The 24,144-nt window shown below is 68.6% G+C and carries 17 protein-coding genes and 1 other RNA gene; 13 read left to right on the forward strand and 5 right to left on the reverse strand.

The annotated features are described in order from the left end of the window. Window positions 1-67: 67 nt before the first annotated feature. Window positions 68-1,387 carry a S41 family peptidase gene (locus UYS_RS0203685; RefSeq protein ID WP_016854144.1) on the forward strand — a complete coding sequence of 440 codons (1,320 nt, stop codon included), beginning with the start codon at window positions 68-70 and terminating at the stop codon, window positions 1,385-1,387. A gap of 200 nt (window positions 1,388-1,587) precedes the next feature. Here UYS_RS0203685 and UYS_RS0203690 read toward each other — a convergent pair whose 3' ends face one another. From UYS_RS0203690 to UYS_RS0203705, 4 genes are all read right to left on the reverse strand, one after another. After that, window positions 1,588-2,880, reverse strand: a complete 1,293-nt coding sequence (locus UYS_RS0203690; RefSeq protein WP_016854145.1) for a UbiH/UbiF/VisC/COQ6 family ubiquinone biosynthesis hydroxylase — start codon at window positions 2,878-2,880, stop codon at window positions 1,588-1,590. Then, window positions 2,877-4,100 carry a 2-octaprenyl-6-methoxyphenyl hydroxylase gene (gene ubiH, locus UYS_RS0203695; protein ID WP_016854146.1) on the reverse strand — a complete coding sequence of 408 codons (1,224 nt, stop codon included), beginning with the start codon at window positions 4,098-4,100 and terminating at the stop codon, window positions 2,877-2,879. Before ubiH ends, UYS_RS0203690 begins: the two co-directional genes overlap by 4 nt. A 141-nt stretch (window positions 4,101-4,241) precedes the next feature. Further along, window positions 4,242-5,579: a Xaa-Pro aminopeptidase gene (gene pepP / locus UYS_RS0203700; RefSeq protein ID WP_016854147.1), complete on the reverse strand. Its 1,338-nt coding sequence runs from the start codon at window positions 5,577-5,579 to the stop codon at window positions 4,242-4,244. Window positions 5,580-5,660: 81 nt separating this feature from the next. Continuing rightward, window positions 5,661-6,248, reverse strand: coding sequence for a UPF0149 family protein (locus UYS_RS0203705; protein WP_016854148.1), 588 nt, complete (start codon window positions 6,246-6,248; stop codon window positions 5,661-5,663). A 153-nt stretch (window positions 6,249-6,401) separates the two neighbouring features. On the opposite strand from UYS_RS0203705, the gene UYS_RS0203710 reads away from it, so the two are divergent. The 3 genes from UYS_RS0203710 (at window position 6,402) to UYS_RS0203715 (ending at window position 7,573) form a co-directional block, all read left to right on the forward strand. Next, window positions 6,402-6,701: a cell division protein ZapA gene (locus tag UYS_RS0203710; protein WP_016854149.1), complete on the forward strand. Its 300-nt coding sequence runs from the start codon at window positions 6,402-6,404 to the stop codon at window positions 6,699-6,701. A 46-nt stretch (window positions 6,702-6,747) separates the two neighbouring features. Further along, a non-coding RNA gene (ssrS, locus tag UYS_RS17880) (6S RNA) lies at window positions 6,748-6,932 on the forward strand. Between the two features lie 8 nt (window positions 6,933-6,940). Next, a complete protein-coding gene (locus UYS_RS0203715; RefSeq protein WP_016854150.1) occupies window positions 6,941-7,573 on the forward strand; it encodes a 5-formyltetrahydrofolate cyclo-ligase in 633 nt (210 codons plus the stop codon). A gap of 506 nt (window positions 7,574-8,079) precedes the next feature. Here the strand turns inward: UYS_RS0203715 and ilvA are convergent. After that, window positions 8,080-9,699 (reverse strand): threonine ammonia-lyase, biosynthetic, encoded by a 1,620-nt coding sequence (gene ilvA, locus UYS_RS0203725; RefSeq protein WP_272943082.1) that lies wholly within the window; start codon window positions 9,697-9,699, stop codon window positions 8,080-8,082. A gap of 48 nt (window positions 9,700-9,747) precedes the next feature. On the opposite strand from ilvA, the gene rpiA reads away from it, so the two are divergent. From rpiA to pelG, 9 genes are all read left to right on the forward strand, one after another. Next, window positions 9,748-10,422: a ribose-5-phosphate isomerase RpiA gene (gene rpiA / locus UYS_RS0203730; RefSeq protein ID WP_016854153.1), complete on the forward strand. Its 675-nt coding sequence runs from the start codon at window positions 9,748-9,750 to the stop codon at window positions 10,420-10,422. Window positions 10,423-10,651: 229 nt separating this feature from the next. Next, a complete protein-coding gene (locus tag UYS_RS0203735; protein WP_016854154.1) occupies window positions 10,652-11,626 on the forward strand; it encodes an NAD-dependent epimerase/dehydratase family protein in 975 nt (324 codons plus the stop codon). Between the two features lie 33 nt (window positions 11,627-11,659). Further along, window positions 11,660-14,467 (forward strand): bifunctional glycoside hydrolase/polysaccharide deacetylase family protein, encoded by a 2,808-nt coding sequence (locus UYS_RS16845; RefSeq protein ID WP_083868075.1) that lies wholly within the window; start codon window positions 11,660-11,662, stop codon window positions 14,465-14,467. 28 nt (window positions 14,468-14,495) lie between these two features. After that, the gene (locus tag UYS_RS0203745; RefSeq protein WP_016854157.1) at window positions 14,496-18,185 is read left to right on the forward strand and encodes a tetratricopeptide repeat protein; all 3,690 of its coding nucleotides are present in this window, start codon (window positions 14,496-14,498) and stop codon (window positions 18,183-18,185) included. Between the two features lie 15 nt (window positions 18,186-18,200). Then, window positions 18,201-18,737, forward strand: coding sequence for a hypothetical protein (locus tag UYS_RS0203750; RefSeq protein WP_016854158.1), 537 nt, complete (start codon window positions 18,201-18,203; stop codon window positions 18,735-18,737). A 7-nt stretch (window positions 18,738-18,744) separates the two neighbouring features. Further along, window positions 18,745-20,106 (forward strand): PelD GGDEF domain-containing protein, encoded by a 1,362-nt coding sequence (locus tag UYS_RS0203755; RefSeq protein ID WP_016854159.1) that lies wholly within the window; start codon window positions 18,745-18,747, stop codon window positions 20,104-20,106. After that, complete coding sequence (locus UYS_RS0203760; RefSeq protein WP_016854160.1) at window positions 20,093-21,178, forward strand: tetratricopeptide repeat protein; 1,086 nt, start codon at window positions 20,093-20,095, stop codon at window positions 21,176-21,178. The genes UYS_RS0203755 and UYS_RS0203760 overlap by 14 nt, the downstream gene beginning before the upstream one ends. Next, complete coding sequence (pelF, locus tag UYS_RS0203765) at window positions 21,169-22,752, forward strand: GT4 family glycosyltransferase PelF (protein WP_202802761.1); 1,584 nt, start codon at window positions 21,169-21,171, stop codon at window positions 22,750-22,752. Before UYS_RS0203760 ends, pelF begins: the two co-directional genes overlap by 10 nt. Continuing rightward, window positions 22,724-24,124, forward strand: a complete 1,401-nt coding sequence (gene pelG, locus UYS_RS0203770; protein ID WP_016854162.1) for an exopolysaccharide Pel transporter PelG — start codon at window positions 22,724-22,726, stop codon at window positions 24,122-24,124. Before pelF ends, pelG begins: the two co-directional genes overlap by 29 nt. Window positions 24,125-24,144: the final 20 nt, after the last annotated feature.

Genomic DNA, 24,144 nt, shown 5'->3' on the forward strand with positions numbered 1-24,144 from the left:
CTATTCCAATCGCGTCCGCCGCCACGCTATGCTGGAAACCCAACTGCGACACACCGCGAGAGAGTGCATGTTCCCGACGAACGCCCCGCTGCGGCGCCTGAAGGCGGCCCTGCTGCCGGTCGCCCTGCTGACCCTGCCGCTGCCCCTGCAGGCCGCCTCCGACGCCGAGCCGGCCGGCGACGAGCTGCCGGTGGCCGAGATCCAGGCCTTCGCCGAGGTGTTCGAGCGCATCAAGCGGGCCTACGTCGAGGAGGTCGACGACGCCACCCTGATGCGCAACGCCATGCGCGGCATGCTCAGCGAGCTCGACCCGCACTCCACCTACCTGGACGCCGAGGCCTATCAGAGCCTGCAGGAGTCCACCCAGGGCGAGTTCGGCGGCGTGGGCATCGAGGTCGGCAAGCGCGATGGCCAGCTCACCGTGATCACCCCCATCGACGACACCCCGGCCTCCCGCGCCGGCCTGCAGGCCCAGGATGTCATCCTGCGCATCGACGACACGCCCACCGAGGGCATGTCGCTGCAGGAGGCCGTCGACCTGATGCGCGGCGAGCCCGGCACCGACATCCGCCTGACCATCATGCGCGAGGGCGAGAATGCGCCCCGCGAGATGAACATCGAGCGCGAGGTGATCCGCACCGAGAGCGTCAAGCAGGAGCTGCTGGCCCCGGGCTACGGCTACCTGCGCGTCAGCCAGTTCCAGACCCGCACCGGCGAGCAGGTCGTCGATGCCCTGGACACGCTGCGCGACGAGGGTCCGCTGCAGGGCCTGGTGCTCGATCTGCGCAACAACCCCGGCGGCGTGCTGCAGGCCGCGGTCGACGTGGCCGACGCCTTCCTCGAGAGCGGCCTGGTCGTCTACACCGAGGGCCGACTGCCGGACAGCGCCATGCGCTTCTCCGCCCACCGCGACACCGCCGCGCCGGACGTGCCGCTGGTCATCCTGATCAACGGCGGCAGCGCCTCGGCGGCGGAGATCGTCGCCGGCGCCCTGCAGGACCAGCGCCGCGGCGTGGTGATGGGCACCGAGAGCTTCGGCAAGGGCTCGGTGCAGCAGATCATGCCGCTGGGCGACGACGAGGCGCTGAAGCTGACCACCGCCCGCTACTTCACCCCCAGCGGGCGCTCCATCCAGGCGCTGGGCATCGAGCCCGACGTGCAGGTGGTGCGCGGCCGCCTCGAGGTCGCCGAGAATACCGGCATGCGGGTACGCGAGGCCGACCTGGAGGGCCACCTGGCCGGCAACGGCGAGGACGACGCCCGCGGCGAGATGAGCGAACGGCTGCGCGACGACTATCAGCTCGGCGAGGCGCTCAACCTGCTCAAGGCGCTCAACGTGCTCGGCGAGCGCGGTGCCGCCGCCGTCGGCCGAGGCAACGACGGCTAGCGCCAAGCCGGCAGGCGCCGAGGGCTCCCAACGACCGGCGTAGCGCCCTCGGCATCAGACAAGCGCCCTCGACGGAAGGCGAGAGCCCTCAGCGCCTGAAAAGAGCCCTTGTTGGCAGGCGCCTTCAGCGGGGGGCGAGAGCCTTCAGCGCCTGAAAAGAGCCCTCATTGACAGGAGCCTTCAGCGGAGGGCGAAGGCCCTCATTTACAAGAGCCAGGCAGCCGGCCCCGGCGCCCCGCCGCCTGCTGCATCAGCAGCCGCTTGAGCGGCGACAGCCGGTCGACCCCGGACATGCCCAGGTTGCGGACCAGGGTCAGCGCCGGATGGCGGGCCCCGAACAGCAGCCGGAAGCCGTCCATCATCTTCAGCATGGCGGCGTTGTCGCCGCGGCGGCGCCGCGCATAGCGCGACAGCCACGCCTCGCTGCCCAGCCCCACGCCGCGCCGGCGCGCCGTCAGCAGCTCCTCGGCCAGCACCGCGGCATCCATCAGCCCCAGGTTCACGCCCTGCCCGGCCAGCGGATGGATGCTGTGGGCGGCGTCGCCCACCAGCGCCAGCCCCGGCAGCACGTAGCGCTCGGCGTGGCGCTGGGTCAGCGGCACCGCCAGGGCACCGTCGACCGGCTCCACCTCGCCCAGTCGACCGTCGAAGGCCGTGGTCAGCGCCTGGCCGAGGGCCGCGGGAGAGAGGCCGCAGAGCCGTTCGGCGTGCTCCGGCGTGGTCGACCAGACGATCGAGCAGTAATGCTCGTCGCCCTCCACCGTCAGCGGCAGGAAGGCCACCGGGCCGTCGGCCAGGAAGGCCTGACGCGCCACGCCGCCGTGGGGCTCGGCGGTATGCACCGTGGTCACCATCGCCGAATGACCGGTCTCGCTGGCCGTCACGCCGATGCCGGCCAGCTCGCGCAGCGGCGAACGGGCACCGTCGGCGGCCACCACCAGCGGGGCGCCGAGGCGTTCGCCGCCGTCCAGCACCAGCTCGCGCCCCCCCGGCCCGTGCTCGAGGCCCGTGACCCTGGCCCCGAAGCGCCGCGTCACCGTGGGCAGGCCGGCCAGCCGCGATTCCAGCGCCGCCACCACCACGTCGTTCTCGACGATATGGCCGAGCACCGGCAGGCCGGCCTCCTCGGCGGAGAACGCCACCTCGCCGGTGCCCTCGGCGTCCCACACGCGCATGCCGCGATAGGGGGTCACGCGCCGGCCCTGCATCCATGTCCAGGCGCCCAGCCCCTCGAGCAGGCGCTGGGAGACCGGCGTCAGGGCGCTGACCCGTCGCTCCGGGCGGCCGCGGCCCACGGCCTCGGCGTCCAGCGGCGCCGGGCGCGCGTCCACCAGCGTCACCGCCACGCCGGCCTCACCCAGCAGGCAGGCCAGGGTCGCCCCGACCATGCCGCCGCCGACGATGATCGCCTCGCCGGCCGGCGTCGCGTCGCGGCGCATGCCGCTCGTCTCGTCATTCACGCCGTCGTCCTCCTTCTTGGGAACCGTCGTCATCGCTCAACACCCATGGCCCGGCGGGCCAGGGTCCGGCGCAGCGGGCCCAGCAGGTTGAGCCCGATCAGGCCGGCGGCCCGGGCATGGGAGAGCAGGGGGCTGTCGAGGCCGAACAGCCGGATCAGGCCGTCGCTGAAGCGGATCACGTCGTGGCGGTCGCCGCCGCGGCGGGCCTCGAAGTCGGCGAGGGTCTCGGCGCTGCCGGCGGGTTCGCCGCGCGCGGCGCCGGCCTCGATGGCGGCCACCAGGTCCATCACCCCGCGCAGCGCCAGGTTGAAGCCCTGGCCGGCCACCGGGTGCAGCGAGTGGGCCGCGTTGCCCATCACCGCCAGCCCCGGCCGGGTGGTCTCCCGGGCCGTGACCAGCGACAGCGGATAGGCGTGGCGCTTGCCGACCCGGCGGAAGCGCCCGGCGCGGTCGCCGAAGGCGCGCTGCAGCTGGGCCAGGAAGTCGCCGTCGGAGAGCGCCAGGCGGCCCTTCTCCTGGCCCGTCTCATGGGTCCAGACCAGCTCCATGGCCTGGCCCTTGAGCGGCAGCAGGGCGATCGGGCCGTCGCCGGTGAAGCGCTCGTAGGCCCAGCCGTCGTGGGGCCGGTCGAGCTCGACGCCGGCGATCAGCGCGACCTGATCGTAGGGCCGCGCGCGGCTCTCGATGCCGAGGCGCTCCTTGAGCCCCGAGCGTCCGCCGTCGGCCAGCACCGTCAGCCCCGCCTCCAGGCAGGCGCCGTCGGAGAGCGTCAGCCGGTGGCCGCCGGCCACGGGCCGGATCTCCTCGACCCTGGCCGGGCAGTGCCAGTCCAGCGGCAGCTCGGCCAGGCGGCGATGCAGCACGCGCCCCAGCCAGGCGTTGGGAATCACCTGGCCCAGGGCCTCGCCGCCGAGCTCCTCGGCGTTCAGCCGGGTCGCGCCCAGGCGCCCCTGCTCGCTGACATGGATGCGGCGGATCGGCGAGGCCTGTTCGGCCAGGCCGTCCCACAGCCCCAGGGTGCGGAAGTGCGCCACCGAGCCCTGGGCGATGGCGCTGGCCCGGGCATCGAAGCTCGGCTGCCAGGGCGCGTCGAGATCCGCCGCCATGGGCGCGGGCTCGATCACGGCCACCGTCAGCCCCAGCCGCTCGATCAGCGGCGCCAGGGCACAGCCCAGGCTGGCGCCCACCAGTCCTCCGCCGACGATGGCGATATCCACGTGCCGCGGGGCCTCGCCCCCGCCCAGATCGCTCATGGCCGGCTCCTCTCATTCATCACGACTGTCATCACGGCCCTCGTCATCCGGCGCTCATGCCTCGGCGCCGGGGCGCCGATTCACGGCCCATTTTTCATAATGTACGTTACGTAACGGTAATGCTTTATCGCTTGCTAACGGTTATTCCTTGACCATCAGCGCCTCGATATCGGCCACCCGCTTGGGCACGTCGGCGGTCAATACCTCGTGACCCGCCTCGGTCACCGCCACGTCGTCCTCGATGCGGATGCCGATGCCGCGATAGGCGACGGGTATGTCGTCGTCCTCGGGCACGTAGAGCCCCGGCTCGATGGTCAGCACCATGCCCGGCACCAGCGGACGCGGTTCGCCGTCCTGGCGGTACTGGCCGACGTCGTGGACGTCGAGGCCCAGCCAGTGGGAGGTGGCGTGGAGATAGAAGCGCCGCCAGGCCTCTTGCTCGAGGCAGGCGTCCAGCTCGTCCGGCAGCAGGCCGAGCTCGATCAGCCCCTGGGTCAGGTCGCGCACCACGCCGCGATGGATGGCGGCCAGGGTGGTGCCGGGGCGCACCGCCTCGATGGCGCGCTGCTGGGCGCCGAGCACCACCTCGTAGAGCGCGCGCTGCGCGTCGCCGAAGCGGCCGCCGACCGGGAAGGTACGGGTGATGTCGCCGGCATAGAGGTCGAACTCGGCGCCGGCGTCGATCAGCACCAGGTCGCCGTCCTGCAGCGCATCGGCGTTCTCGATGTAGTGCAGCACACGGGCATTGTCGCCGCCAGCGACGATGCTGGCGTAGGCCGGGCCGCTGCCGCCCTGCCACCGGAACTCATGCTCGAGCTCGGCCTGCAGCTGGTACTCGGCGAGCCCGGGGGCACAGGCGCGCATCGCCCGGCGGTGGGCCTTGGCGCTGACCGCGCCGGCATGGCGCATCAGCGCCAGCTCCGCCGGACTCTTGATCAGCCGCTGCTCGTGCAGGCGCGCGGACACGTCGGCGAAGGCAAGCGGCGGCCGCGCGCCGCGACGGGCACCGGCCTGCAGCTCGGCGCGGATCGACTCGGCCAGGTTCAGCGCCTCGCTGTCGTCCAGCGGCAGATAGAGGGCGGTGCGGCCGTCGAGCAGCGCGGCGAGGGCCTCGTCGCGCTCGGCGTTGCCGAAGGCCTGGTCGAGGCCATGCACGCGCTCGGCCCCTTCCGCGCCCAGCCGGCGCCCGGTCCAGGCCTCCATCTCGGGATCGCGATCCTGGCAGAACAGCACGCTCTCGCCGTCCTCCCGGCCGGGCAGCAGCAGCAGCAGGGCATCGGGCTCGGGGAAGCCGGTGAGATAGTGGAAGTCGCTGTCCTGACGGAAGGCGTATTCGCTGTCACCGGAGCGGGTGACCAGCGCGGCGCCGGGCAGCAGCACGGCGGCATCGTCGGGCAGCGTGGCCATCAGGCGGCGGCGACGTTCGCGGAATTCATCGAGGCCGATGGCGGCGGGGCGAGGCAGGATCTCGGGCGGCATGGCAGCTCCTGGGGCAGGCGGGAGCCCCGCCGGGCGGCGGGGCGGGCATCGCGCGGTACCGGGCCGGCGGCCCGGGCCGTCTCAGTGCTTGGTGTAGGACTCGGGGTCGTCGACCTTCTCGACCTGCGGCTGGCCGGGATGCTGCTCGGTGTAGAGCATCATGGCGGCCATGCGGGCGTGCTCGGTGAGGGCGAAGAGGTCGTTCTCGTTCTCCGGGTCGTCATCGAGGTCGGTGTCGATGGCGGCCAGGCCCTTGAGGTCGTCGACCGCCTCGCGCAGCGGCTCGGACCATGCCTTGCGCGGCGCATCGCCGGCATCCTCGATCACCTCGAGGAAGCCCAGGGTCCAGTCCTTCAGGCCCTGGGCGCGCTCGCCGAGGGAGAACAGGTCGTCGGGCAGCAGCGGCTCGTAGTTCATCTCGCTGGCCGAGAGCGCCTCGACGGTCTGGCGGCGCCAGCCCAGCAGGCGCTCGGCGGAGGGCTCGTCGCGGGGCTGCTCGACGCCCAGGTTCTGGCACACGACTTCCAGCCAGCCCTCGGCGCTGAGGTCGTGCAGCGCCAGCGAGGCGCACAGGCGGCCGTCGAGGAAGGCCGGCGACTGCATGCTGCCGTGCAGCAGGAAGGTGTCGGCGATGTCGGAGAAATCCTGGCGTTCGTTGATCAGAGACATGGGACCATCCGGTGCGAGGGCCGCGCGGCGCGTTGACCGGCCGCAAACGGCTCTCTTATAGTGACTTGACGTACGTATACCCCACGATGTTAACGCATCGGGCCCCCATGGCGCCGCACCCCGCGTGCTCCTCCGGGCCCGCCGGAGCCCCCCATGACCGACGCCTCGCGGCCCACCACCGAGATCACCCTGCTGGAGCGCCAGTACGTCATCGCCTGTCCGCCGGACGAGCAGGACAAGCTGGAGCGCGCTGCCCGCTACCTGGACCGCGCCATGCAGGGCATCCACGCCCAGGGCAAGGTGGTCGACCGGGAGAAGGTCGCCATCATGGCGGCCCTGAACATCACCCACGAGCTGCTCGAGACCCTCGAGGAGCGCCGCGCCGGCGAGAAGAGCCTCGGCGAGCTCAGCGCGCGCCTGGAGAAGGCGCTGGCCGACGCGCCCTCGCGCTAGAGGATTCTTCGCTTTGGACGCAGGCCTCGCTCTGCTAGGATAGAGGCGTTCCCTGGGGTGTTCGCCAGTCGTTAAGTCCCTCGAGCCTATGCGCAGTACCCAGGGGGCCAACAGCTAGTCCGGACCCGTGTGCATGTCCGTGCGACGGAAAGCCTGACGGTCCGGCTGCGGCCACCCACCTTGAACCACAGGGTTCAAGGGCCAGAATGACAGCGGCACTCTGGGGAACTCCTTTCTGCATGACCGATCTGCAAGACACCGCCGCCTGCACCGTGCGTGACGACGAGCGACGCGCCCTGCGTCGTGACCTCCGACGTCGCCGTCGCCGGCTGAGCGCGCAAGAGCAATCTCAGGCCGCCCGGCGGCTATGCCACCAGCTGCGGCGCCTTCCCGAAGTGCAGCGCGCAAGGCGCGTGGCCCTCTACCTGCCCAACGACGGCGAGATCGACCCGACCCGCCTGGTGCCCTGGCTGAACGGCCGCGGCGTCCGCGTCCATCTGCCCGTGCTGCGTCCGCTTTCGCATAACGCCCTGTGGTTCGTGCACTACCACGCCGGCACGCCGATGGTGACCAACCGCTTCGGCATCCCCGAACCCTGCACCCGTCACGGTGCCCATCGCGCCCGCCGCACGCCGGCCTGGGCGCTGGACCTGATCCTGATGCCGCTGGTGGGCTTCGACGACGACGGGCAGCGCATCGGCATGGGGGGCGGCTTCTACGACCGCACCCTGGCCTTCACCCGCGGCCGCGGGCCGCGGCCGCGCCTGATCGGCCTGGCCCACGACTGCCAGCGCGTCGAGCGCCTGCCGGTGGCGCCCTGGGACGTGCCGCTGGATGCCATCGTCAGCGACCGGCGCGTCGTGCGCCCCTGATGGCCTCGCGGGCCATTCCGGCATGAAAAAAAGCGGCCGATACCTGAGCATCGACCGCTTTTTTTCGGGAATCGTCCTGACCGCTGGCGCTTACTGGCCGACCAGCGCCTGGGCGTAGCCGGTCGCCACGACACCGATACCGAAGATCAGCACCAGGATCATGACCAGGTCGGGCTTGCGCTTCATCGTCGACTCCCTTCGATGTGACGGCGCCGTGTCCGGATGACGTTCCGGGCATCGGCTGGCGTTGACTGCTTTCGACTATACGGCGTCGAGACCGCCGCGAAAGGCGCATTTGCCCCCCTCGAACACCGTTTGTTCACGGTTTCCGGCCACCCGGCCGCGAGAGCAAGGCCGGAGGCCCGTCGGGGCCGCCTCGAGCGGGGCCACAGCCTAGCCGAAGCGCCCGAGCATGACAACCGTCATGCTCGGGAATGAGCGCAAACGACGCTGTCATGGCCGAGCGCAGCGCGCAAGCAACCGCTTACTCACGCCGCCCGGGAGCGTCACGCCATGAACAGGCGATAGGCGGGGTTGTCCGACTCCTTCCAGTAGCGATAGCCGATCTCGTCGAAGTGCTCCTCGACGTGCCCGCGATCGTCCTCCGGCAGCTGCATGCCGACCAGCACCCGGCCGTAGGCGGCGCCGTGATTGCGGTAGTGAAACAGCGAGATGTTCCAGTCGTGGGGCAGGTGGGTGAGGAAGTTCATCAGCGCGCCGGGACGCTCCGGAAACTCGAAGCGATAGACCTCCTCGTCGAAGCGCTCCTGGGGGCGACCGCCGCCGAGATGGCGCAGGTGCAGCTTGGCCAGCTCGTTGTCGGTGAGGTCCTCCACCGGATAGCCAGCCTCGCGCAGCTTGTCGATCACCGCCTGGCGATCCTCGCCGCCCGGCTTGACCTGCACGCCGACGAAGATGTGCGCCTGCTCGGGATCGGCATAGCGATAGCTGAACTCGGTGACCATGCGCTTGCCGATGGTGCGGCAGAACTTCTTGAAGCTGCCCGGCCGCTCGGGGATGGTCACCGCCAGGATCGCCTCGCGCTGCTCGCCCAGCTCGGTGCGCTCGGCGATGTGCTGCAGGCGATCGAAGTTGGTGTTGGCGCCGGAGTTGATGCACACCAGGGTCTCGCCGCTGGCGCCGGTCTGCTGGATGTACTTCTTGAGACCCGCCAGCGACAGGGCGCCGGAGGTCTCGGAGACCGCGCGGGTGTCCTCGAAGATGTCCTTCACCGCGGCGCACATCTCGTCGGTGTTGACGGTGATGACGTCGTCCACCAGGTCGCGCATCACCGCGAAGGGCGCCTCGCCGACCTGAGCCACGGCCACGCCCTCGGCGAACACGCCGACCTGGTCCAGCACCACGCGCTCGCCGCGGTCCAGGGCGGCCTTGAGGCTGGCGCTGTCCTCGGACTCCACGCCGATCACCTTGATCTCCGGGCGCAGGTACTTCACGTAGGCGGCCACGCCGGCGATCAGCCCGCCGCCGCCCACCGGCACGAAGATGGCGTCCAGCCGGCCGGGGTTCTGGCGCAGGATCTCCACCGCCACGGTGCCCTGGCCGGCGATCACGTCGATGTCGTCGAACGGCGGGATGTAGGTGTAGCCGTGCTCCTCGATCAGTTCCTGGGCGTGGGCCGCGGCCTCGCCGAAGGCATCGCCCTTGAGCACCACCCTGGCGCCCCGGGCACGCACCGCGGCGACCTTGATCTCCGGGGTGATGCGCGGCATCACGATCACCGCCTTGACGCCCATCTGCCTGGCGGCCATGGCCAGCCCCTGGGCATGATTGCCCGCCGAGGCGGCGATCACGCCCTTGGCCTTCTGCTCGTCGCTGAGCTGCGCCATCTTGTTGTAGGCGCCGCGAATCTTGAAGGAGTAGACCGGCTGGAGATCTTCGCGCTTGATCAGAATCTGGTTGTCGAACCGCTTGGAGAGAAACGGCGCCGACGAGATCGGCGTTTCCCGGGCGGCCTCATAGACCCGGGCCTGGAGAATCTTCTTGACGGTATCTTCGAGCATCCTGACATTCCGATAGTAGCGCGAGGGGCCGCGTGACGCGGCGCGGAGGGAACCTCTATTGGTAGCATTCGCGCCGGCACGGCGTCCAGCACGGCGAGGCGCCATGGCCTATAATGGCGCGGCATTTCCACCCTCCAGCCAGACGAGCACTCCATGACCCAGGACGAACTCAAGGACGCCGTGGCCGCTGCCGCCATCGACGAGATCCGCCCGCTGCTCGGGCGCGACGTGGTGATCGGCGTCGGTACCGGCTCCACCGCCAATCGCTTCATCGACCAGCTGGCCGCGCTGAGCAGCGACTTCCGTGGCGCCGTGGCCAGCTCCGAGGCCAGCGCCGAGCGCCTGCGCAGCCACGGCATCGATGTCTTCGAGCTCAACGAGGTCGGCACCGTGCCCGTCTATGTCGATGGCGCGGACGAAGTGAACGCTCACCTTCAGATGATCAAGGGCGGCGGTGCGGCCCTGACCCGGGAGAAGATCGTCGCCGCCTGCGCCCAGCGCTTCGTGTGCATCGCCGACGGCTCCAAGAAGGTGAAGCGCCTGGGCGACTTCCCGCTGCCGGTGGAGGTGATTCCCATGGCCCGCTCCTACGTAGCGCGGGAGCTGGTCAAGCTGGGCGCCGACCCGGTCTACCGCGAGGGCGTGGTCACCGACAACGGCAACCAGATCCTCGACTGCTACGAGTTCATGATCGACGACCCGGTGGCCATGGAGGCGACACTCAACGCCATCGTCGGCGTGGTCACCAACGGGCTGTTCGCCGCCCGCGGCGCCGACGTGCTGCTGCTGGGCACCGACCAGGGCGTCCAGCGCCTGACGCCGGCCTGACGTCTCCTTGCACAGGGCCGGATATCGCCCGGCCCTGCCCCATCTCTCATACTCCCCCACGAGAAAAACCACCACAGCATAATTAGCCATTACAGGCGGTAGCGGTAGGCCCGCCCTCTTATCCTGCACCCAATAGGTTAATTTCTGTAACTGAGTAACCTTCCAGTTACGGAGATGGCAGCGGCCAGAAGAAGCCGTACGCCATGACAACACGGGGGGGTAAGGGAACATGACGCAGTTCGCCCATCGGGTACTGGTCACCGGCGGTGCCGGTTTCATCGGCTCCCACAGCGTCGAGTTACTGCTGGCAAGGGGGTATCGAGTGCGCGTGCTGGACAACCTTTCCAGCGGCAATCTCTCCAACCTGCCTCTGCAGAACAGGCGTCTGGAGTTCGTCAAAGGCGACATTCGCGATGCATCGAGCGTGGCACAGGCCATGCGTGACGTCAGCCTCTGCCTCCACCTGGCGGCTCAGGTGTCGGTCGTACGCTCCGTCGAGGACCCGGCCGCCTCGGCCAGCCACAATATCCTCGGTACGCTCAATGTGTTTCACGCCGCAGCGTCGGCTGGCGTCGAGCGCATCGTCTATGCCTCGTCTGCGGCCGTTTACGGCATCCCCCGATATTTGCCAATACGCGAGACACTCACTCCATCTCCGATCTCGCCCTACGGGCTGGAAAAGTGGGCGGATGAACGTTACGCAGAGTTGCTGCACACCTCTCAGGGTCTGTCGAGCCTGGGGCTGCGCTACTTCAATGTCTACGGCCCTCGTCAGGACCCGCAATCGCCCTATGCGGGTGTCATTGCACGCTTCCTCGACACGCTCCTGCTCGGACAGTCCCCTCGGATCTTCGGCGATGGCCTCCAGACTCGCGATTTCATCTACGTTCGAGATGTCGCGCGGGCCAACGTGTCGGCCCTGGAAACCGGATACCAGGGCGTCTGTAACGTGGCCACGGGGCAGCGCACCAACCTGTTGGGCTTGCTGGAGACTCTCGGCTCGCTGACCCATCACCCCCCCACCCTTCAGTTTTCGCCGGCCAGGCAAGACGACATTCGGGATTCGTGCGGGCATGCCCAGCGCCTCGAGCAGTGGCTCGGCATACAGGCGGAGTGGTCGCTGGAAGACGGGCTCCACGCCCTGGTGTCCAGCACGATTCAGCAGCAGCCGGCCGATGCCATCACGACGACGTCTCATGGTTGAGAGAAGCACGGCACCGCGTGCGAGGTAGAAAAGATGCGCAACATCGTTGGGCTACTCTTCATCGCGATAGCGCTGGCAGCGCTTCCTGACACCGCGCGTGCGGTCATTCCGGACGGCGCCTCTTCGCCCAGCGTAGCCTTCTACTACGGGAATGACGCCCCACTGGAGTTACTGGATCAGTTCGACTGGGTGGCGATAGAAGCGGCCAATCTCGCGCCCAGGCAGCGGGAGCGGCTGGAGCGCCATGGTACGCAGGCCTTTGCTTACGTGAGTGTCGGCGAACTCGATGCCTGGCGTCCCCAGCCCTCGCATCTTCCGGACTCGGTCCTCCTCGAGGACAACCCTCACTGGAACAGCAGGGTGGCCGACCTCACCAGCGAGGAGTGGCAACGCTACCTGCTCGAGGAACGCATCCAGCCACTGTGGAACGACGGCTACCGAGGACTCTTCCTCGACACCCTCGACAGCTATCGGCTGTTTGCCCCGGAGGGCAGGGCCGCTCGGCGTCAGCAGCAGGCGTTGGTCGAGCTGATCGGGGAGATACGACAACGCTTCCCCGACATGAAGCTGCTGGTCAATCGCGGCTTCGAGGTCCTCGATCGCATTCATGGCGATATCGTCGGTATCGCAGCCGAGTCCCTTTATCGTCGCTGGAACCCGGCGACCGGCATCTACGGTTCGGTGCCAGACACGGACAGTCAGTGGCTGCATGATCAGCTGAGTCGGGCGAGGGACGAATACGGCCTGCCCACCATCGCCATCGATTACGTGCCGGCCGCCGATCGTGCGCTGGCGCGCCGGACCGCCGAGCGGATAGCGGCCGAGGGGTTCATCCCTTGGGTCAGCGTGGCGCAGCTTAATCAGGTGGGCGTTGGGCTTATCGAGCCGGTGCCTCGTCGCATATTGATGTTGTATGACAAGGCCTCTACCGAGGCGGGTGAGCTGGCCAACACCAATGCCCACCGTTACCTGGCCATGCCGCTGGAATATATGGGCTATGCGGCGGAGTATCATGACGTCAACGCCGCACTGCCCGACGACGTCCTGAATGGCCGCTACGCCGGCATTGTCAGCTGGTTCGATGGTCCGATCCCCGATGGACAACGCTACGCCGACTGGCTGCTCGAACAGATGCGCGATGGCCTTCGCGTCGTCATCCTGGGTGACCCCGGGATTCCATTGAATGGCGCCTTGGGCAACCACATGGGACTCATCGAGGGCTCCGAGCAGCGCCAGCTGCGCATCGCGGACCACGACGACATGCTGGGATTCGAAGGCATGCCTTCACGCCCCGCGCCTTATCAGCACGGCTATCAGACAACACGTGCCGACATCATCCGCCACCTGACCCTGGAGGCCCCGGGGGGCCGTTCCCTGTCCCCGGTACTGAGCGGGCCCTGGGGCGGAATCGCCACCTGGCCCTGGATCCTTCAGCAGGCCGGTGAGGCGCAGCAGCGCTGGATTCTCGATCCCTTTGCGTTCCTCGAGACCGCACTGGCCCTCCCCGAGATCCCCGTACCGGACCCCACCACGGAGAATGGCGCCCGCTACTGGATGACACAGATCGACGGCGACGCCTTTGTCAGTCGAGCCGATTTTCCCGGCTCGCATTTCACCGGCGAACTCATGTTGACGGAGGTCCTGCAACGCTACCGGGTACCGACCACCGTGTCGGTGATCGAGGGAGAGTTCGGACCGCACAGCATGCATCCACATCTCCGCTCACAGCTGGAACCACTCGCCCGACGCATCTTCGAGTTGCCCTGGGTCGAGATGGCCAATCACACCTTCAGTCACCCCTTCCAGTGGGAAAAGCTCGACGAAGGCGATCTCGCCGGGCAGGGCGAGACCCAGGCCGGCTTCAACTACAACCTGCCGATACCAGGCTACGCGTTCTCTCTTGAGCGCGAGATCGCCGGCGCCACGGCATACATCAATGACCACCTGGCGCCGCCCGACAAGTCGGTGTCCGTGGTGCTGTGGAGCGGCAACACCTTGCCTCCGGAAGAGGCCCTTGCGCACGCCGAACGGATCGGCCTGCGAAACATGAACGGCGGCAACACCCACATCACCGACAGCTTCCCCACCTTGACCCGGGTGTCGCCCATGCTGCGTCCCCAGGGCGACTACCTGCAGGTATACGCCCCTCAGACCAACGAGAACATCTACACCAACCACATGCGCGGACCCCTGTGGGGCTATCGTCGTGTCATCGAAACCTACCGGCTGACCGATCGTCCCCGCCGGCTCAAGCCGATCGACATCTACTACCACTTCTACTCGGCGGCGAGCCCCGCCGCACTGAAGGCGCTGCAGCAAGTCTACGACTACGTCAGCACCCAGGAGACGCTCCCGGTCTATACCAGCACGTGGAGCGATGTTGCCAGCCAGTGGTACGACCTGGGTATCGCCCGCAGGCTCGACGGTGGTTGGCAGATCCGCGCCGCCACTCGGCTTCGCACCCTGCGCCTGCCCCCGGCCCTGGGCTGGCCGGATCTGGCAGCCTCCCGGGGCGTGGCCGGCGTCAGGGACACCGACACCGGGCGCTATGTCGCCTTGAGCGGCGCCGGTGATTCCCTTCTTCAGCTGTCACCACGGCCTCCCGAGACCCCCCACCTGAGGCTGGCCAACGGCCGTATCTCCCGCTGGGAGCGACACGACGCCAAACGCCTCTCGCTGCGCCTTGCCGCCGAACAGGTCTCCTTGCGCATCGAGCTGGCCGGCATGAATGACTGCGATATCGACGCCCCCGGTGCCAGACAGCAGCAGCAAGGCGACCGGGTGATCCTGAGCTACGCTGGGAGCCACTCCGATCGCATCGAGGTGTCCTGTGACGACTGATCCCCTTCGTTCCCGACACCGGCATCCCATGCGCGCCGGTCACCTGCTCCGCCCCTTGACCCTGCGGGGGCTGGGTATCCTGCTGGCGCTCATCCTGATCGGCCTCTTCCCGGCTCGCCACTTCCTGCAGCTCGGCGCCTCACCGGAGACCGCCTACGAACGCATGGCGATCCTCTACCATCAGGCCCTGCTCAGGGTCAGCCCCGACAACGTCGGACTGCGCCTTGCCCTGGCCCGCCAGCTCATGGAGATCGGCGAGCTCGCCGCCGCACGCGAGGCCTTGGCGCCACCGGGCGGCGACCACGACATCGACATCCAGTGGCTGCTGCTGGAGCTGAACTGGCAGGCCTACGCGGCCCTACCCGCAGAGGCTCCCGAGCGGGCTCGCCACCTCGAGCGGCTGACCCGGCAACTCGCTGCGCTCGAGTCGCGCGATGATCTTCCACCACCGCACCTGGCCACGATCGCCGATCACTGGCTGGCAATCGGCCATCCCGCCCGCGCGGCCCAATGCTACGAGCAGCTGGCCGAGCGTGACTCACCGAAGGGCTACCACTGGTTGACCCAGGCCGGCTACTGGTGGCTCAAGGCCGGCGCACCGGAGCGCTCGGCCAGGGCCTGGCACCGGGCCTGGCAGATCGCCGGGAATGCCCCTCACGATCTCGGCTGGCTGGGGTGGGTGATCCCCGCGGCCCATGCCCAGCAGGATTCCCTCGGCTCCGAGGACCCGCCACGCCGGGAAGCCGCCCTGGCCGCCTTGACCGCCGCCGAACAGAGCGAGAGCGACATCGGCGTGGCGTATGCACGGGAATATCTGAGCCACTATCCCGATGATGAAACGTTGCTGACGCTCGGGATTCGCCTGGCACTGGCTCATGACGAACCGGAACAGGCATTCGAATGGTCACAGCACTATCTCGATCTGCATCCCGATGACGTGGAAGCCCTCGAGCGCCACGTCTCGATCGCCCTGGGCCTCGACCGTCTGGGGTCGGCCATCCAGGGCCTGGAGCGGCTGCAGCGCCTGGAACCGAATCAGCTCGACCACCTCGAGCGCCTCGCCCATACCCAGCAGTGGGCCGACCAACACCGGCAGGCGCTGGACACTCTGGAGCGACTGGCCCGGGCCAGCGAACGGGCCGAGCATGATCGCGAGGTCGTGACCCTCGCGCTGAGTCTGCGCTATCGCACCACCGCCCTGGCCGCCCTGCGGCGCCTCAACGAGCGCGGCGAACTGACGCCTGATGAGCGCCATCTGCTGGTCGACCTACTCGATGCCTTGGGCGAGCCGGACGCCGCCATCGCCCAGATTCGCCGCTGGGAAGCCGCCGGCGACGGCGATCGGGAACTGCGCATTCGCCTGGCCACCTGGCTGGAACAGGTCGGCCGTCTCGATGACGCACAAGATGCCTGGGCCAGGCTAGCGGGGCATTCCGGGCTGGAAGTCGAGGCGACCCGCGAGCGGAGTCGCCTTCTGACCCAGCAGTGGCGACTCGACGAGGCCCTGACCGTCCTCGGCCGCATCGACCCCGACAGCACCTCGGCCATGGCCGACGAATACTGGCGCCAGCGCGCCGAGCTGGCCTGGCAGGTCGGCGATGCGAGGAGCAGCCGGCAGGCCTATCGGGCCCTGTTCGCCCGCCATAGCCTGGAGAACGATGAGGCGACGCGCCTCATCCGCACCGCGGGAGACAGCGGCGACCTGTCGCTGGCCATGCGGGTGACTCGCGAGCGCTGGGAAGCCGAGCGCGACACCGACGCGATCATGGAGATGCTTGACCTTGCCCAGCGTGAGTCTCGCCCCGACCTCACGCGAGCGCTCTTAGCGATGGTCGAGCAGGATCCCGCCCCCCTGGCCGACTCGCCCCACTACTGGGGGGCCCTGGGCGCCCAACGGCTGCGGGAACGGGATGCTCCCGGTGCCGTCTCGGCGTACCGGGAAGCCCTCGCCCTGGCCCCCGGCGAGCCCTACCTCCGCGCCGGGATGCTCTATGCACTGGCCGCCGACGGGGAGCACGAGAGGCTTCGCCAACGCCTCGGCGAATGGGCCGCCGCCGCCCGCGGTCATACCGACCTGATGGCCGCCATGGCCAATGGCCATCGCCAGCTGGGGGAGCTCGACCGGGCTTTGAGATGGTATCGCTCGGCAGCCCGGGCTGCGCCTCGGGATACCTGGCTCCGGCTCGATCATGCCGACACCCTGGCATTGACCGGTCACGCGGCAGCCGCCTTCCGGCTGCGTCATCAGGCGCTGGCCGACCTGCTGCCCCAACTCGCGGCCAACCCGAACGCCTCGACGCAGCCGGGCCGTGACGGCCGGGAAGATCGGGTCCGGGCACTGGGCACGCTGACGACGCTGGCCGGCCCCGACAGCGGCCGGGGCTGGTACCACACCCTGCTGCTGAAGGCGTTCGACGACACGCCACCGACGGTGGAAGACAGCGATTGGCTGTTCGACGCCAACCTGGCCCTGAACCGGCCGCTGCACGCCCGCTACCTGCTGCTGCGGGCCCGCGACCTGGGGCATCGCAGCCCCGACTGGCAGCGCCTGTCGGTCGCGCTGGAGAAGAATGATCGCGCCACCCTGAAGCGATTGCTCGACGATGACACGGCCGCCCTGTCCGCGGCCGACCGGCTCGCGGCCCTCCAGCGGCTCGACCGCCGCCAGGAAGCACTGGCGCTGGCCACCGACCTGACCGCCGCCGGCCATGACCAGCGAGCCGACGCCGTGGCGCTGGCCAACGAGCTGCCCCACCGCCTCGTCACTCGTGCCTCCCACGAGGAACTCGGCGACCTGAGCATCGACGGCGGCCAGCTGAGCTACGAGCGAGCCGGCGAACGCTGGTGGGGCAGGCTCGATCTGGCGAAGCGACGGCTGGATACCGGGCATCTCGATCTCGATGCGGACGGCCTGGAAGAAGAGAGCGTCGCAGGGCTGACCCTCGGCTGGAACGGCGCACGCAGCGATACCCGGCTGCAGCTGGGCGGCGTCGAGACCGACGACGACACTCGGGTCCAGCTCCGGCTCGACCAGCGCTGGCAGGCGACGTCGCGCCTGGCGGGCGGCGTCTACGGTGCGCTGGGCCAGACCTCCGAGATCGGCGACCTGATGCGAGTACTGGGGGTCGAAGACCGAGTCGGCGCCAATCTCGAATGGCAGCCCACGGCCCGTGACGTCCTGTCGTTCGATGCCAGTCATCTGATCTTCCGCAGCCGCGAGGAGCATGAACGACTGGGCGACGGCATGCGCCTGGAGGCGGATTGGAGCCACGCCCTGGTGGCGGGCGCCAGCCGGCGGCTGGAGCTGCGCCTGATGGCCAGTCACGAGCAACACGATCCGGTGGACCAATTGCCCGAGGACACCGCCGCCCGCCTACCCGCCGGCAGCACACCGGACCGGCTGCTCGACGACAGCAACACCTTCGTGGGCGTCGGGATAGGCATTGCGCGAGGCGAGCCGGGCCACGCCTACCCCCGGGTGGCCTCTCCCAGGCTGCGTTTCGACCTGGATGCCGGCTACCACATGCCGAACGACGAGTTCGCCATCAATACCACCTTCGCTGTCGGCTCCCGGCTGCTGGGCAATGACGAGCTGGGGCTGCGGCTCACCCTCGATCAGGGCACCGAACAGGGGGCAAGCAACAGCGACGACACGCGCTTCGCCATTGCCCTGACCTATCAGTACTTCCTGGGCCGCCAAAAGGCCGCCCGCCACTAGCAAGGAGTGATGCCCATGTCCCGCTCATTCGCTTCCTCACTGGCCATGGCGACGCTCATCGGTCTCTTCGCGCTCGGCGGCTGCGCCGTGACCGACGTGCACCGCTCGGCCCCCCTGGACCCCGATGCACGCTGGGCGCTGCTGCCGATCGCCAACCACTCCGAAACGCCGTTGGCCGGACGACGCGCCGAATCCGGCCTGACCACCCTGCTGCACCAGCATGGCGTCGCGTCGCTGACCCAGGCCCCCCACCCGCCTCCCTCCGGGCTGCTCGACCTCACCGGCGGCCATGACCTGCAGGAGGCCCTGAACTGGGCCCAGCAGCAGGGTATCCGCTATGGCGTCACGGGCTCCGTGGACGAATGGCAGTACAAGACCGGCCTGGATGGCGAGCCCGCCGTGGGCCTGAGCCTGCGGGTGGTCGACGTCAACAGCGGCGAAACGCTGTGGAGCGCCAGTGGCGCACGCAGCGGCTGGGGCTTCAGCACCACCAGCGGCGTCGGCCAGGAACTGATGGCCGATCTGGTCGACGAACTGCCCCTGGAGCGCTGAGGTGAATATGGCGACGCGTTTCGAGCACATCCCGGTCGAGCCGCCACCGCGCTGGCTACGGATGCTGGAGACCCTGGTCATCAGCCTGGCGATACCCGCGCTCGGCTTCATCCTGCATCCCGAGGATCCACTGCTGCTGGAGAGCGGAACGGCCTGGCTGCTGGTGGCGGGACCGCTGTTGATCGGCATTCGTTACGGGTTTGCCTTCGGCTTCGGCAGCGCCCTGATCAGCGTCGCCCTGATCGGCGCCGAGACCTGGTGGCGAACCGGGGCGCTGGTGCCGGACCAGGCGCAGGCACTGCCCAATGCCGTGGCGGTGGTGCTGGTGGGAATGCTGTCGGGCGAGATGGCCGACACCTGGCAACGTCGGCTGCGCCAGTTGGCCACCATCAACCACGATCAGGCCACTCGGCTCGACGAGTTCGTCCGACACTATCATCTGCTACGCGTCTCGCATGATCAGCTGGCCGAGCGCCTGGCCGCCAATCCGTTCACGCTGCGCGATGCGCTGCATCGGCTCGCCCAGCGCTTTCAGCATCTGGCCGAGCACGGAGCACCGCTCCAGCACCACGGTAGCGAGATACTCAGCTTCCTGGCGCTCAACGGCCGTATCCAGCAGGCGGCGCTGATTCGCCTCGACGAACATCATCGTCCCCTCAAGGAAGCACCGGTCTGCTACGGCGGCGGGGTCGGCATCGATCACCAGGACCCGATGATCCTCGCCTGCCTCGAGCAACGCGAGATGCTCTATGCCGGCAACGCCGTCGACCCCCAGCTACCCGAACAGGGCTCGCTGCTCGCGGTGGTGCCACTGATCGATGTGCATGAGCGCATCCATGCCCTTGTCGCGGTCACGCAAATGCCCTTTCTCGACTTCCATCGCGGACAACTGCATCTGCTGGCGGTGCTCGGCGCCCAGCTCGGCGACCTGCTTCACCGGGCCGAAGCGCGTCAGGGGCATGCCTCGCCCGCCGATCTATCCGCCAGCCTGGCGCGTTGGGTCGCCCAGGCCCGACGCAACCACCTGTCTTCACTCCTCGTCACCCTGGAACTCCCGGAGACACTGGACGAGACGCATGGCCGGACCATCATCGACGAAGCCTTTGCCCAGCTGCGCGCCCTGGATCAGGGATGGGTGTTCGGCACGAGGCTGCACACGACCTGCTTGCATATCCTGATGCCGCTGGCCGACGAGCGGGCCGCCACCGCCTTCGCCGAGCGTCTCTGGCAGCGCCTGGAGACCCAGCTGCCACAAGATCCTCGCCAGGAAGGCGTACGACTTAGCCATCGGCTCATCGACGGCCACCGCTCGGCCAGGGCACTTCTGGACGGCCTCGACCTTCAGGAGCGCCACCATGCGGCGGCCTGACGCGCCACCGCGTTCTCCGCTGCCGGTGATCATCCCGTGGCTGCTCGCCGGGCTGACCCTGGAGGGCATCGCCGCCTACTGCCTGCTGCTCACTCCCGAGCTGCTCTGGTGGCGCAGCCTGCCGCAGCACCTGATGGCCAGCCTGCTGCTCGCCGTCGGACTGTGGAAGGGACTGCCGAAGGATATCGCACACCCCATGGCCGGTACGCTGGCTTTCCTGCTGGCCTCGCTGATACTGCTGCCAGGCATCGGTGCCGTGGGGATCGCGCTGGGGGTGCTGCCCGCCCTGCACAGCGCTCGTCGCACCAGGCCGAAGACCTGGCGCCCGCTTCCCATCCCCGACCTGCCATTCCGCGCCGTCCCCCTTCCGGCCGCGAACGACCCCACCCTCCGCAACGGTCTGGGCAGCGTGCTGTCGGGAGTCGGCGATCCCCAGCAGCGTCAGCAGGCGATTCTGGCCTGTCGACACCTGCCCCGGCGGCAGGCCGTCCCTTTGCTACGCCAGGGGCTGATGGATGCCAGCGACGATGTCCGCCTGCTCGCATACTCGATGCTGAATGCCATCGAACGCGAGCTGGATAGCCGACTCCTCGCCTTGACCCGGACCATCGCACAGGGCGACGACCCGGCCGGCCACCGCGCCGAGGCCATCTCGACCCTGTACTGGGAGTATGCCTACCTGGGCCTGGCGCAGGGCAGCACGCTGCGTTATCTGCTCGAACAGGCCCTGGCGTTCATCGACCAGGCGCTGGAGCATCGGACAACTGCCCAGCGCTGGCTGCAGCGCGGCAGGCTGTGCGCGACGCTGGGCGATGTCGCGGATGCCGAGCGCGCCTTCGCGCATTGCGAGCGCCTGGGGATGAACGACGACGACCTGGCACCGCATCGCGCGGAGCTGGCCTTCCGGCAGCGACGTTTCGCGGAAGTGCGCCGGCAGCTGGCCCGGCTCAGTGCCGCCGCTGCCGGCGATCCCACCTTGCATCCGGTGGCCAGCTTCTGGCGTGTGGACGCCGCCCCTCGGGGCGACACGGACACGACCGCCGCCCGGGAAAGACAGGAGGCATGGCAATGACGGACGGCTGGCCGACACTCAGGCGGCGCGCGCGCCCCGCCGACATCATCCTGTTGCTCGAGGGCACCTACCCCATGGTACGCGGCGGGGTCGCCGGCTGGGTCGACCAGCTGATCCGAGGACTGCCCGACCTGCGCTTCGCCCTGGTCTTTCTGGGCGGACGACGACAGGACTACGAGGGGATCCTCTATGCACGACCGGAGAACGTGGTGCACCTCGAGTGCCACTACCTGTTCGACGACATGCTGCGGTCCGGCACGCCGCGGCAACGGCGCGGCAACAGGCGCGCCTTCGCAGCCAGTCGCGAGCTGCATGAGACCCTGCGCGCTCCCGAGGCCAGTCCGGACGCCGCCCTGTGTCAGGCCGCTCGGCTGCTGGGGCGTATCGGGGGCCTGAGTCAGGACGACTTCCTGTACAGCCAGGCCGCCTGGGAGCAGATCCTCGAGCACTACCATCGCGACTACCCTGATCCTTCCTTCATCGACTACTTCTGGTCGGTGCGCAACATGCACACCCCGCTGTTTCTGCTCTCGCGCATCGCCAGGAAGCTGCCGCCGGGACGCTGTCTGCATGCCATCTCCACCGGCTATGCCGGCTTTCTCGGAGCCCTGGCGCACCACATCACCCGACGGCCGCTGCTGGTCTCCGAGCACGGCATCTACACCAAGGAGCGCCAGATCGACCTGGTACAGGCCGACTGGATACGCGACCCGGCCGATCCCCTGACCCACGGCTTCCAGCCCCATACCGGTTACCTGCGACGCATGTGGGTTCGCTTCTTCCAGAGCCTCGGGCGCATGACCTACGCCTCGGCCTGCGGCATCACCACCCTCTACGAAGGCAATCGTCAGCGTCAGCTGCTCGATGGCGCCGCCGAGGACCGCACCAGCGTGATCCCCAACGGCATCGGCATCGAGCGCTTTCGCCCCCTGCGCGATACCACAGGGAGCGCAGGGCGGCAGGTCGTGACGCTGCTCGGCCGGGTCACGCCCATCAAGGACATCAAGACCTTCATACGCGCCATGCACCAGCTGTTGTCGCGCGTTCCCCAGGCCGAGGGCTGGATCGTCGGGCCGGAGAGCGAGGATCCCGACTATGCGCGCGAGTGCCACGACCTGGTGCAGCAGCTCGGCCTCGAGACGCGGGTGCGTTTTCTCGGCTTCCAGCGCACCGAGACGATCCTCGCACAGTCCCGCCTGGTGGTGCTGACCTCCATCAGCGAGGCCCAGCCCCTGGTGGCGCTCGAGGCCATGGCCGCCGGGGTGCCGGTGGTATGCAGCGACGTCGGCGCCTGTCGTGAACTGGTGCTGGGAAGCGATCGGTCAGAGCGACCCTCGGGGCGCATCGTGCCCATCGCCAGTCCCGGCGCCACGGCGGCTGCCATGGCAGAGCTGCTGGAAGACGACCAGGCCTGGCAACAGGCTCGGGAGGCGGGAATAGCCCGCGTCGAGGCGGAATATACCGAGGCGCTGATGCTCTCCCGCTACCGGCAACTCTACGTCGATGCCGGGGCACTGCCCGGTGACGGGAAGGAGACGAGCAAAGATGGCGGGGATCGGCTTCGAACTGCGTAGGCTGCTGCGGCAGGACAGTTACCTGGGGCTGCTGCGTGCCTACAGCTACGCGGGCATCATCGGCTCCGGCCCCTGGGTCTTGTCGATCCTGGCCGTGATGGCGCTGGGGATGATCTCGGCCTCGACCCGGCAGGGTGCCAGCGGTCACGTCACCGAGTTCCTGGTTTCGGTGACCTGGCTGGTGGCCGCGTCGCTGATATTTACCGGCCTGGTGCAGCTGCTGTTCACCCGCTTCGTGGCCGACCGGCTATTCGAGCACCACGCCGAGCGGGTGCTGCCCAACCTCTTCGGACTACTGACCCTGGTGACGCTGGCGGCAGGCACGCTGGGGCTGGCGGCGATGCCCGCCTTCGCCGGCACCGGCGTGGTCTATCGACTGGAGATGGCGGTCGCCTTCGTGCTGCTGAGCAACATCTGGTGCGTGGCTGTCTTCGTGGCGGGCGTCAAGGCCTACCATCAGGTACTAGGCGCCTTTGCCCTGGGCTATGGCGCCACACTCGGCGCGGGCCTGCTGCTGCGCGACCTGGGGCTCGAAGGGCTGCTGGGCGGTTTCGTGCTGGGTCAGGGGCTGCTGCTCTACTGCCTGCTCTTCATGGTGATCCGCCACTATCCCAGCGAGCGGCTATGGGCCTTCGACCTCCACCGTCGGGGGCAACGCCATCTCTCGCTGATCCTGATCGGCCTGAGCTACAACCTGGGCATCTGGGTCGACAAGCTGGCTTTCTGGTTCAATCCCGACACATCCGAGTCCATCATCGGCCCGCTGCGTGCCGCGCCGATTCACGACCTCCCGCTCTTCCTCGCCTACCTCTCCATCGTCCCCGGCATGGCCGTGTTCCTGATGCGCATGGAGACGGACTTCGCCGAGCGCTGCAGCGCCTATTACGAGGCCGTCCGCGGCGGCGATACCCTCGACCATATCGAGCTGCTGCGCGGCCAGATGATCACCAGCGTACGACGCGGCATCTACGATATCTTCAAGGTTCAGGGCATCACCATCCTGGCCCTGCTGATGGCCGGGCCGACCCTGCTCGACTGGCTAGGCTTCTCGGCCTGGTATCTGCCGCTGTTCAATATCTTCCTGGTGGCGGTAGGCATCCAGGTGCTGTTCATGGCGATCCTCAACGTGCTGTTCTATCTCGACCGCCTGAGGCCGGCGCTGTGCCTGTGCCTGTTGTTCGCGGGAACCAACCTGGGGCTGACGATGGTGAGCCAACAGCTGGGGCCGGCCTTCTATGGCTACGGCTATGCCCTGTCACTCCTGATCACCTCCCTGGTCGGCCTCGGCATGCTGGATCACGAGTTTCAGCGCCTCACGTATCAGACCTTCATGCTGCAGCCGCCTTGCCGCCCACCCCGGAGCCGCGCCTGATGCCGAAGGCGTGATGCAAG

Source organism: Halomonas smyrnensis AAD6 (assembly GCF_000265245.1).
In the GTDB taxonomy this organism is placed as follows: domain Bacteria; phylum Pseudomonadota; class Gammaproteobacteria; order Pseudomonadales; family Halomonadaceae; genus Halomonas; species Halomonas smyrnensis.

What these genes read in the sequence shown, in the direction of transcription:
- UYS_RS0203685 (WP_016854144.1), top strand. Translation starts at nt 68, where the DNA reads ATGTTCCCGACGAACGCCCCGCTGCGGCGCCTGAAGGCGGCCCTGCTG.
- UYS_RS0203690 (WP_016854145.1), bottom strand. Translation starts at nt 2,880, where the DNA reads ATGACGACGGTTCCCAAGAAGGAGGACGACGGCGTGAATGACGAGACG.
- ubiH (WP_016854146.1), bottom strand. Translation starts at nt 4,100, where the DNA reads ATGAGCGATCTGGGCGGGGGCGAGGCCCCGCGGCACGTGGATATCGCC.
- pepP (WP_016854147.1), bottom strand. Translation starts at nt 5,579, where the DNA reads ATGCCGCCCGAGATCCTGCCTCGCCCCGCCGCCATCGGCCTCGATGAA.
- UYS_RS0203705 (WP_016854148.1), bottom strand. Translation starts at nt 6,248, where the DNA reads ATGTCTCTGATCAACGAACGCCAGGATTTCTCCGACATCGCCGACACC.
- UYS_RS0203710 (WP_016854149.1), top strand. Translation starts at nt 6,402, where the DNA reads ATGACCGACGCCTCGCGGCCCACCACCGAGATCACCCTGCTGGAGCGC.
- UYS_RS0203715 (WP_016854150.1), top strand. Translation starts at nt 6,941, where the DNA reads ATGACCGATCTGCAAGACACCGCCGCCTGCACCGTGCGTGACGACGAG.
- ilvA (WP_272943082.1), bottom strand. Translation starts at nt 9,699, where the DNA reads ATGGCGCCTCGCCGTGCTGGACGCCGTGCCGGCGCGAATGCTACCAAT.
- rpiA (WP_016854153.1), top strand. Translation starts at nt 9,748, where the DNA reads ATGACCCAGGACGAACTCAAGGACGCCGTGGCCGCTGCCGCCATCGAC.
- UYS_RS0203735 (WP_016854154.1), top strand. Translation starts at nt 10,652, where the DNA reads ATGACGCAGTTCGCCCATCGGGTACTGGTCACCGGCGGTGCCGGTTTC.
- UYS_RS16845 (WP_083868075.1), top strand. Translation starts at nt 11,660, where the DNA reads ATGCGCAACATCGTTGGGCTACTCTTCATCGCGATAGCGCTGGCAGCG.
- UYS_RS0203745 (WP_016854157.1), top strand. Translation starts at nt 14,496, where the DNA reads ATGCGCGCCGGTCACCTGCTCCGCCCCTTGACCCTGCGGGGGCTGGGT.
- UYS_RS0203750 (WP_016854158.1), top strand. Translation starts at nt 18,201, where the DNA reads ATGTCCCGCTCATTCGCTTCCTCACTGGCCATGGCGACGCTCATCGGT.
- UYS_RS0203755 (WP_016854159.1), top strand. Translation starts at nt 18,745, where the DNA reads ATGGCGACGCGTTTCGAGCACATCCCGGTCGAGCCGCCACCGCGCTGG.
- UYS_RS0203760 (WP_016854160.1), top strand. Translation starts at nt 20,093, where the DNA reads ATGCGGCGGCCTGACGCGCCACCGCGTTCTCCGCTGCCGGTGATCATC.
- pelF (WP_202802761.1), top strand. Translation starts at nt 21,169, where the DNA reads ATGGCAATGACGGACGGCTGGCCGACACTCAGGCGGCGCGCGCGCCCC.
- pelG (WP_016854162.1), top strand. Translation starts at nt 22,724, where the DNA reads ATGGCGGGGATCGGCTTCGAACTGCGTAGGCTGCTGCGGCAGGACAGT.